The sequence below is a fragment of the Candidatus Cryptobacteroides sp. genome (genome assembly GCF_056207615.1).
The window spans coordinates 23630-31353 of record NZ_JBAEER010000057.1; the positions used below are offsets into that span (position 1 = coordinate 23630).

At 52.6% G+C, this 7724-nt stretch carries 4 protein-coding genes; all 4 read left to right on the forward strand.

Features of this window, described 5'->3' with window-relative positions:
* Positions 1-21 precede the first annotated feature (21 nt).
* The gene (locus AC06ND_RS03590; protein WP_475677622.1) at positions 22-2115 is read left to right on the forward strand and encodes a COG1470 family protein; all 2094 of its coding nucleotides are present in this window, start codon (positions 22-24) and stop codon (positions 2113-2115) included.
* A 1-nt stretch (position 2116) separates the two neighbouring features.
* Positions 2117-5239 carry a SusC/RagA family TonB-linked outer membrane protein gene (locus AC06ND_RS03595; protein ID WP_475677623.1) on the forward strand — a complete coding sequence of 1041 codons (3123 nt, stop codon included), beginning with the start codon at positions 2117-2119 and terminating at the stop codon, positions 5237-5239.
* 5 nt (positions 5240-5244) lie between these two features.
* Positions 5245-6873 carry a RagB/SusD family nutrient uptake outer membrane protein gene (locus AC06ND_RS03600; protein WP_475677624.1) on the forward strand — a complete coding sequence of 543 codons (1629 nt, stop codon included), beginning with the start codon at positions 5245-5247 and terminating at the stop codon, positions 6871-6873.
* Positions 6860-7724: hypothetical protein (locus AC06ND_RS03605; protein ID WP_475677625.1), on the forward strand; the 865-nt coding region annotated here is incomplete at its 3' end. The genes AC06ND_RS03600 and AC06ND_RS03605, both read left to right, overlap by 14 nt.

The following is a 7724-nucleotide window of genomic DNA, read 5'->3' on the forward strand; positions in this document are numbered from 1 at the left end:
GTTTAATAAAATCCCCGGTATATGATGAAGAAAATACTCTATACCATAATCCTTTTAGTAAGTACAGCTCTGGCGGGCTGTACTTATATTAAGATGCCGGAACCAATGAGCGAGTTCGACATAATCTTCGACATGGACGAAGTCGTGATCAAGGCCGGCGAGAACATCGAGATACCGTTCACCGTGACCGGTGGAGACGGTGCAGCACTCGATTATACCCCATCAACTGACAACAGCAAGATTACCGTCAGAATAGCCAAGATTGACTATGCGAAGGGACAGGGCGTGATCAAGGTCATTCCGCCGAAGAACCTTTCCAAGGACATCGAGGCACAGGTCTTCCTTTCCATCTCCGATTCGCACGGCAGAAAGCTCACACGCTTCGTGGACCTTACCGTCATCGCCAACGGAGGTGCTGACGACGACCCTGACCAAGGTGGCGGCTCAGACAAGTCTGACGACGACTATGGCGACCTCGGCATATTCTATGACGTCGAGAACCCTTCAATCAACCCGGGCGAGACACTTGAGATTCCTTTCACAGTGACTGGTTCGGAGGGTGCGACCCTCGACCTCAATCCTGCGGTTGACAACGAAGATTTCCAGATCAAGCTCGGTAAGGTGGATTACGTGAACTATGTCGGTACGATCAAGCTTACTGCGCCTGACATCATTACCGAAGAGACGGAAGTGAAGGTATCTCTTACTGCAAGCGACACCCACAAGCGCAGTCTCACCAGAAGCATCAGGGTAAGGGTGATCGCATCCCCTGTCCCTGAGATCGTATGTCTGGGCGATCCTAGCTCAATGGCTGTTAAGGCTGGAGGCTCCTTCACCTTGTCATACAAGGTCGAGAATCTTGCACCAGCTGCGATTGCCGGCACTCCGAGCGTGGACCTGTCCTCTGGTTGGAATGCGGAGACCAGCGTCAACGATGACGTCATCAGCATAAGGTTCACAGCCCCTACCCCTGCATCTGACAAGCTCGAATACAAGATTTCAGCTGCCGATGACCATGGTCGTCAGTTCGAGTATGAGGGAAGCCTCGACATCGTGGAAATCACAGTAACTGCCGGTGCAGCCAACTGTCACATAGTGAAGCCAGGCAGCACTCTGACGATAAATGCAGTCAAGGGTAATTCTGCCGAGACTCTCGATTTCGACAACGCCGTACTCGTATGGCAAGACGCTCAAAGCCTCGTCAGCTCAGTTTCCGGTAACGGTAATGAAGGCGTGGTAGTCGTGAAGCTCGGTGACGGAAAGCAGGGAAATGCCGTCGTTGCGGCGCGCAAGGGCAACACCGTAGTCTGGAGCTGGCATGTCTGGGTCACCGACTATGATCCTGAGGAGAACATCTTCGAGTGGAAGGATGCAAACGGCATCTCATACAAGTATATGGACCGCAACCTCGGTGCATTGAGCGGAGAGAAGTACAGCAAGTATGCTCTCGGTCTCATGTATCAGTGGGGTCGCAAGGACCCATTCCCTGGCGGAGATGACGTCGAGTCAAGCATTCCTGTCAAGATCTACGACATCGACAACAAGCAGATCTTCATCAAGACCCAGGAAAGGCCGACCTACAATGACCATGTGACCACAAACCTTCAGCTCGCCATCGAGAATCCGGACACCTTCTACTGGGCTCCGTCAAGTTCATGGCCGTCAGTGGACTGGCTCACTAATCAGGCAGCTCTCCAGAACAATGATCTCTGGGGCGGCAAGACCAATGCAAAGACCATCTATGATCCATGTCCAGAGGGATGGTGGATCCCTGCAGCAGGTGACGGATGGGGCTTCCGTTCCGAGTACAAGAAGGGAGGAAAGCTCAACGACGATTCTGCTTACGATGAGTCGTATCCTTGGTATCAGGATTATGACATGAGCATAGGTTTCCGCTACAAGACTAAGGAAGGCAAGGAGTTCTGGTTCCCTCTCGGAGGTAACTACGACTGCACGAAGGGTATCCTTCAGAGCGTCGGAGGAAGCGGCATGTATAACACTCGTACCGACAATTCCAACACCGTTATCTACGAGAACATGGCCTGGGGTAACCCAGCCAGCGAGACCGGCCTCAACCGCCCTTATGGTGCATCTACCCGTTGCATAAAGGAGTAAAATGACATTGAAAAGAATCCTCACGATGATGCTGTGCATGCTCGCAGGCACGCATCTGACTTTCGCACAGAAGATATCGGTCACCGGACAAGTGACCGATTCTTTTGACGGGAGTCCACTGCCAAGCGTAGCTGTCCTGGAGAAGGACGGCTCCGGCTATACAATCACCGACCTGGACGGAAACTATACGATTTCCGTCCCTTCCGACGCGACCCTCATATTCTCCTGCCTCGGTCTGGCAGAGAAGAGTGTGGCCGTGGATGGGCGTACCAGGATAGACGTGACTATGGAAGACGACACGAACACCCTTGAGGATGTGCTTGTCGTAGCCTACGGAACGGCATCTAAGTCGTCCTTCACGGGTTCGGCGGAAACTATCCGTGCCTCCAAGCTTCACGACCGTCCCGTGGCAGACGTCTCGAAGATGCTCGACGGTCAGGTATCCGGAGTCATGACGACATCGGGTAGCGGACAGCCCGGCAGTGGTTCCGGCATCATGATCAGAGGATTCGGTTCAATCAACGCCAGCAGTTCTCCTCTCATCGTAGTGGACGGTATTCCTTACGATGGCAGCCTGAACTCCCTCAACCCTAACGACATCGAGAGCATCTCCGTCCTCAAGGACGCATCTGCAGGCGCCCTGTATGGATCCCGTGGTGCGAATGGCGTAGTCATCGTGACGACGAAGAACGGAGGCGGCGATGATCGCGTATCCATCGACTTCACCGCTCGCGTCGGCGTGAACTCCATGGCGATCAAGCCTTACGAGACGCTGAGTGCAAAGGAGTATATGGAACAGATGTACAGGGCGACCTACAACGATCTCGTACACACGGAAGGCTACCTCCCTAAGGACGCGAGAGCGATGACCCCCTCACGTCTGGCGAAGAGCATACTCGGAGCTGACAACAGGTACAACATATTCGACAAGGGCATGGAAGAACTCTTCGATGCGAGCGGAAGGATAGTACCAGATGCTGTGCAGAAGTACTCTTCCAACTGGCTCGACGCAGCAAAGGCCAAGTTCCCTATACGCCAGGAGTATCTTTTCTCCATGTCCGGAGCCTCTGGCGTGAGCAAGTATATGGCGTCCATCGGATATCTCGACGAAAAAGGAACGATCAAGACCACAGGATTCCGAAGGATAACTGCCAGGGTCGGTTCTGAATTCACCCCATACGAATGGCTAGAGTTCGGTCTCAACGCCAACTACTCGAATTCCAGGAGCGACTATCTCGGCGCGAGCGGCACAGAGGCGAACAACATCTGGTATACTGCCATGATGATGGCACCTATCTATCCCGTGTATGAGACCGACCTCGACGGGAACGTCATCAGCAAGGATGGCAAGCCGGTATTCGACTATGGTGCATCAAGACCTGCAGGAGCTCAGAACAACCGAAACTGCATCGCCACCCTCTTCGATGATGACTACTACAGCATCAGCGACAACATCAACATGCGCGGACATCTTGGTTTCAAGTTCGGGGACTTCCGTCTAAGCACTTCACTCGGTGCAGACATCATCTCCGTCAACACTTCCACGATGTACAACCGCAACAACGGAAACGCAGCCGGTACCGGTCGACTGACCAAGGAGAACCAGCGCACCCAAAGCTATACATGGAACCAGATCCTGACCTACAAGAAGAGCTTCGAAAAGCATACTTTCGACGTGATGGCCGGTCATGAGTTCTATAACAGCAAGGCAAATTATCTCATCGGTCAGAGAACTGGATTCCCTTTCGACGAGTACGACGAACTTGGAATGGGATCAACCCTTGCGGAGGCCAATTCCATAGGTGAGACATACAGCATCAATTCATGGCTCAGCCGTCTGAACTACAACTATGCAGACAGGTACTACCTTTCAGGAAGCCTCAGGACGGATGGCTCGTCAAGGTTCATCAAGGAAAACCGCTGGGGTGTGTTCTGGTCTGTCGGTGCATCATGGCGCATCTCGCAGGAGAAGTTCATGCAGAGTCTGAATTGGCTGGACAATATGACCTTGAAAGCCAGCTACGGCGTACAGGGTAACGACAACATCGGTTCATACTACGCATGGCAGGCCCTCTACGACATGGGATACCCGAACGCGAACAACTCTGGAGCCATCATCGCTTCACTCGAGAACAAGGACGTGACATGGGAGAAGAACGGCAACGTCAATCTCGGACTCGAATTCAAGGTATTCAACAGGTTCAGCGGCACCATCGAATGGTACAGAAGGACTACGACTGACATGCTCCTCGAATACCCTATCGCGATATCTCTTGGCTTCCCAGGCTACTATGCAAACGTGGGTAAGATGTTCAACACCGGAGTGGACATCACCCTGGGCTACGACATAGTCAACAGGCCTGACTTCAACTGGAACGTTTCCTTGATGGCATCTACGGTAAAGAACAAGGTCGTGTCGCTGACAGGAAACGGAGAGGACATCAACAACGGCGTCTATCTCATCCGTGAAGGCGAGACAGTCAACACATTCTACATGGCACGCAGCGCAGGTGTCGATCCGGCCACGGGAGAGCAGCTCTACCTCGCTTTCCAGAAGGACGAGAACGGCAAGCGCATCGAAGGTAGCGATTATGTGACCAATGATCCTACCGTCGCATCGGGGTGCAAGTGGCTCTGCGGAAGCAGGCTACCGTATGTCTATGGTTCATTGTCATCAAGCGTACATTTCAAGGGGCTGGACGTATCCGCCCTCTTCACATACTCAGTTGGCGGCAAGATCTACGACAGCACTTACCGTTCACTCATGGAACCATCCTTCGTCGGCCAGACCTATCACGTCAATTCTCTCCGCGCTTGGGAAAGGGCCGGGGACATCACTGACGTTCCGAAGATAACCACGACGGCGAACACCGTCACCACGGACAGATTCCTCGTTGACGCATCATATTTCAACATCAAGAGCATAGCCGTCGGATATACTTTCGACCTCTCGAAGATGGAGAAGCTGCATATACGCTCGGCAAGAATCTATGCTTCCGGAGACAACCTCCTCATGCTCAGCTCTATTACCGGTCTGAACCCTCAGAGCAGTTTCTCCGGATCCACTTCGTACACATACACACCGAACCGTACCGTCTCCCTCGGAGTGGACCTTAAGTTCTAGCAGCCATGAAAAAGATATCAACAATAATACTCGCAGCCTTGCTCTGCTTTTCATGCACATCGCTGATGGAGACCACCCCTACTACAGATGTAGTCAAGGACGAGATACTTTCTGACGTGGAGGGCATGCAGGTCGCCATGAACGGAGTCTATGCAACGATGTACAACCGCATCGACTTCGTCACGGCAAACGCCCACCAGTGCTTCGGCAACATGGCCGTGACCCTTGCAGCCGACCTCATGGGAGAAGACATGGTACAGACAGCACAGGGTGCAGGATGGTTCTGGAAGGACTACAACTATGACCAGCGCAGTCGCTATACCTCGAAGATTTGGCGCTGCTACTTCACCTGGGCATATTTCTATGAAATCATCAGCAACGTCAACTATATCATAGGCGCGGCCGATACCGTCAGGGGTGACGAGAGGGAGATTCAGAATACCCTCGCCCAGGCATATTCTGCACGCGCGTTTGCCTACTTCATGCTGATCCAGTCTTTCCAGCAGACTATCGTAGGCCACGAGGACCTGCCAGGTGTGCCTATCTACACTGAACCGACGAACGCATCCAGCAAGGGAAAGAAGCGCAGCAGCGTCGCAGAGGTCTATGAGCAGATCGATGCCGATCTCGAGACCGCGCTAGATCTGTTCAAAAAGTCGGACCTCCCACGCAAGCATATCTCAAACCTCGACTACTACTCGACCAACCTCCTGAAGGCACGTGTCGCTCTTGTAGAGAACGAATGGACAAAGGCTGTCAAGGCCGCCGAAGAAGCGATCAAGACGCCGAGGGCCTCTCTTCTTTCGATGAACGAGGCCACAATCACCAAGGGAACCTTTGACAACTCTACGACCGAGTGGACGACAGGAAAGACTCCGTTCAACAGCGTCAGCTCATCGTCTGTAATGTGGGGAGCTGAGATGCTGTCCGACCAGTCTACCGTGTTCGCGTCATTCTATTCCAACATGGACGCATGCACAAATGTCTATTACGCCGCGGAATCACCAAAATGCATCAGCAACTGGCTCTATGCACAGATTCCGGACTCGGACATCCGCAAGGGATGGTGGAACGGAGACATAAGTGTCGACGCAAGCAGCTGGAAATACGGAGCAAACATCAATTACAACCAGTTCAAGTTCCAGTGGGCGGACCAGCAGTCCTACAAAGGTGACTACATCTTCATGCGACTTGAGGAAGCCTATCTCATCCTTGCAGAGGCGGCATGCCGCATGGGAGACAACAACTATGCAAAGCAGATGCTCGGAGAGATCATGAAACGTCGAGACACGAACTGGTCCGCAGTCCTCTCCCCACTGACGGGAAGTGAGCAGACCTTCGGATCGGTGGGTACAGTGAAGACGCTCATGGACGAGATTCTCCTGCAGCGCAGAATTGAGCTCTGGGGCGAGACAGGACGCATCTTCGACATCCTCAGGCTGGCGAAGGGATGGACTCGATACTGGACCATAAACGGTGAGGTGTCGAATCATACGAACTATCTCAGCAAATACCCTGAATATCTGAATTTCCCGGCAGACTTCATCGAGTGCATACTCATGATTCCGCAGGTGGAAATCGACAATAACCCGAACATAAACCCTGAAGACCAGAATCCTTATGTGCAGAATTAAGACCATACTACTCTCGTCAGCGCTGCTGATTGCGGCCCTGCTTTTCGGATCCTGCGACAAGGGCGAAACAGGTGCCATCTACGAAGGAGAAAGCGGATTCGCGTTCGCATCTTCCGTGTTGTATGCAGAGGTTTCCAAGGAGGACTCAGGAATCCTGGAGATACCGATCTACAAGGGAAAGGAAGGAGAAGCCAGCAGGGCACATATAGATTTCCATTATGACACTGCACCTTCGGGTTCATCGACGCCAGTATGGTCGGAAACCGACCCGAACGGTATATTCTCGCTCCTCACTCCAAACGTAACCTTCGCAGAGAATTCATGCGAGGCCATAGTCCGCGTAAGGTTCGGAGATTCTAACAAGCTCCGCACATCGGACAAGTACAGGCTCAAGCTGGATATCGTGGACGGCGTCTCCCCTTCTGAGCGCAGCTCAGTCATAGTGACCGTGAGCAAGAAACTCGTGTTTGAGAAATACGGAGACTGCACATACTTCGACGAGTGCATCTTCGAGAAGGAATACGCAACCGAGATCTACAAGGCGCAGGGAGAAGAAATCTACCGAGTCATGGATCCATATCGTCAGGGACTCATAGAAGAGGAATATGCGGCAGAAGGATGGATGGGAACGCCACCGGACTATGTAGAGTTCTCATGCGAGGGCAATCATATCACCTTCCATGAATTCCCTACAGGCATGCTCTTCAACAGGACCCACATGGCATACGCCTACTATCCTAGCGATTATATCTGGGGCCGTGATTTCTCCAAATATGATGCGATGAACAAGAAGTTGGACGACAAGCATTTCCAGCTTTACGCCGTGTACTGTCTTCCATCATTCCAGTATG